2 rRNA genes (1 of these 2 cut by a window edge) are annotated in these 2,500 nt (G+C 54.3%); both read left to right on the top strand.

Annotated elements, in window-relative coordinates:
- A 23S ribosomal RNA gene (locus N7367_RS19235) occupies positions 1-2,314 on the top strand (it extends 566 nt beyond the left edge of the window).
- A 125-nt stretch (positions 2,315-2,439) separates the two neighbouring features.
- Positions 2,440-2,500, top strand: a 5S ribosomal RNA gene (rrf, locus tag N7367_RS19230); the annotation flags it as partial.

Here is a 2,500-nt window from a genome sequence, read left to right as displayed (position 1 = left end):
GCGACTTACTGTTCGTGGCAAGCTTAACCGTATAGGGGAGGCGAAGGGAAACCGAGTCTGATAAGGGCGCATAGTCGCGGGCAGTAGACCCGAAACCGGGTGATCTAGTCATGCCCAGGGTGAAGGTGCGGTAACACGCACTGGAGGCCCGAACCCACTCCCGTTGCAAAGGTAGGGGATGAGGTGTGATTAGGAGTGAAAAGCTAATCGAACCCGGAGATAGCTGGTTCTCCTCGAAAGCTATTTAGGTAGCGCCTCATATGTATCCTCTCGGGGGTAGAGCACTGTTATGGCTAGGGGGTCATCGCGACTTACCAAACCATTGCAAACTCCGAATACCGAGACGGACTGTATGGGAGACACACGGCGGGTGCTAACGTCCGTCGTGAAAAGGGAAACAACCCAGACCCACAGCTAAGGTCCCAAATTCAGTGCTAAGTGGAAAACCATGTGGAAAGGCACAGACAGCCAGGAGGTTGGCTTAGAAGCAGCCACCCTTTAAAGAAAGCGTAATAGCTCACTGGTCGAGTCGGTCTGCGGGGAAGATTTAACGGGGCTAAGCACTGAACCGAAGCTTGGGGTGCATAACTTTGTTATGCGCGGTAGAGGAGCGTTCCGTAAGCCTGCGAAGGTGGATTGAGAAGTCCGCTGGAGGTATCGGAAGTGCGAATGCTGACATGAGTAACGATAATGCGGGTGAAAAACCCGCACGCCGAAAGCCCAAGGTTTCCTTGCGCAACGTTAATCGGCGCAGGGTGAGTCGGCCCCTAAGGCGAGGACGAAAGTCGTAGTCGATGGGAAGCAGGTTAATATTCCTGCACCTCGCGTAAGTGCGATGGAGGGACGGAGAAGGTTAGGTGTACCGGGCGTTGGTTGTCCCGGGGAAAGGCGGTAGGTTTGGATCTTTGGCAAATCCGGGATCCTTTAAGACCGAGCACCGAGACGAGCCTTTAAGGCGAAGTCACTGATACCACGCTTCCAGGAAAAGCTCCTAAGCTTCAGCTTACGCAGACCGTACCGTAAACCGACACAGGTGGGTAGGATGAGAATTCTCAGGCGCTTGAGAGAACTCGGGTGAAGGAACTAGGCAACATGGCACCGTAACTTCGGGAGAAGGTGCACCCTTTTTGGTGGCTCATGCGAGCTATAGCTGAAGAGGGTCGCAGTAACCAGGCCGCTGCGACTGTTTATCAAAAACACAGCACTCTGCAAACACGAAAGTGGACGTATAGGGTGTGACGCCTGCCCGGTGCTGGAAGGTTAATTGATGGGGTCAGCCGCAAGGCGAAGCTCTTGATCGAAGCCCCAGTAAACGGCGGCCGTAACTATAACGGTCCTAAGGTAGCGAAATTCCTTGTCGGGTAAGTTCCGACCTGCACGAATGGCGTAACGACAGCGGCGCTGTCTCCACCCGAGACTCAGTGAAATTGAAATCGCTGTGAAGATGCAGCGTTCCCGTGGCAAGACGGAAAGACCCCGTGAACCTTTACTATAGCTTTACACTGAACGTTGAGTTCGTCTGTGTAGGATAGGTGGGAGGCTATGAAACCATGGCGCTAGCTGTGGCGGAGCCATCCTTGAAATACCACCCTGTCGTGCTTGACGTTCTAACCTGGGCCCATTATCTGGGTCGGGGACCGTGTATGGTGGGTAGTTTGACTGGGGCGGTCTCCTCCTAAAGAGTAACGGAGGAGCTCGAAGGTACGCTCAGCGCGGTCGGACATCGCGCACTGTGTGCAAAGGCATAAGCGTGCTTGACTGCAAGATCGACGGATCAAGCAGGTAGGAAACTAGGACTTAGTGATCCGGTGGTTCTGTATGGAAGGGCCATCGCTCAACGGATAAAAGGTACTCCGGGGATAACAGGCTGATACCGCCCAAGAGTTCATATCGACGGCGGTGTTTGGCACCTCGATGTCGGCTCATCACATCCTGGGGCTGTAGTCGGTCCCAAGGGTATGGCTGTTCGCCATTTAAAGTGGTACGCGAGCTGGGTTCAGAACGTCGTGAGACAGTTCGGTCCCTATCTGCCATGGGCGTTGGAGATTTGAGAGGGGCTGCTCCTAGTACGAGAGGACCGGAGTGGACGAACCTCTGGTGTTCCGGTTGTCACGCCAGTGGCATTGCCGGGTAGCTATGTTCGGAAGCGATAACCGCTGAAAGCATCTAAGCGGGAAGCGCGCCTCAAGATGAGATCTCCCGGGGCACAAGCCCCCTGAAGGAACCATGTAGACTACGTGGTTGATAGGTCAGGTGTGTAAGTACAGCAATGTATTGAGCTAACTGATACTAATGATCCGTGCGGCTTGACCATATAACCTCAAGTTGCCTTGGCTTTACGACAACGTCGTAAGAGCATCCAAGTGCACGCTACGTCACAAGAACTATGCGAGGCTGGCGCCTTGTCCCTCGGGACGAGTGCGACGCTCCAAAAGCCTCCCTGGTGAAATTAGCGCTGTGGAACCACCCGATCCCATCCCGAACTCGGAAGTGAAACGCA

This window comes from Stenotrophomonas sp. GD04145 (assembly GCF_029835135.1).
GTDB classification, from domain to species: domain Bacteria; phylum Pseudomonadota; class Gammaproteobacteria; order Xanthomonadales; family Xanthomonadaceae; genus Stenotrophomonas; species Stenotrophomonas maltophilia_P.
Note: the sequence above shows the minus strand (reverse complement) of the source record. Positions and strands in the feature narration are given on the sequence as shown.